The sequence below is a fragment of the Lysinibacillus sp. GbtcB16 genome (assembly GCF_019091145.1).
In the GTDB taxonomy this organism is placed as follows: domain Bacteria; phylum Bacillota; class Bacilli; order Bacillales_A; family Planococcaceae; genus Lysinibacillus; species Lysinibacillus fusiformis.
Window position 1 is genome coordinate 1 of sequence record NZ_JAGXJV010000136.1, and the last position, 451, is coordinate 451.

General features: G+C 30.8%; 1 protein-coding gene. It reads right to left on the bottom strand.

From position 1 onward, the window contains the following. Window positions 1-106 precede the first annotated feature (106 nt). Window positions 107-451: hypothetical protein (locus KVT27_RS23725; protein ID WP_483307978.1), on the bottom strand; the 345-nt coding region annotated here is incomplete at its 5' end.

Consider the following 451-nt stretch of genomic DNA (forward strand, 5'->3'; position numbering starts at 1 on the left):
TATCTTTTCAATATTTTTCATCAATATCATTAACAGTAACAACTCTGAGATCTTATAACCGATAAGAGTTATAATCGAAATCATAAATATATTTGCGAAATTCAAATTACCACCCCTTCATATCACAAAAAGCTGTAAAAATTTTAGGTGTCTTAGAGCTATATTTCCATCTTTTACAAGCTAAATATGCCCCTAATTCCAATATTATTGTTACTAACCAAGCAGCTCCTATAGCTAAAAGTGCATCTATAAGAGCCCCTACTGTAATAATAACAGGAAGAGCCGTATTGATCGGATCTGGTCCTGGAAATTCAACTTTATCTTTTTTTATCTTTTCAAACGCTTTAACTTCTGATGAACTTAAATTTTCATATCCATTTTTTAAATTTGTTGTTTGTTCTGGGGTAAGCCCTAATTCAAGTGCCTTTGAAGAATCAAAGAGATACTTATT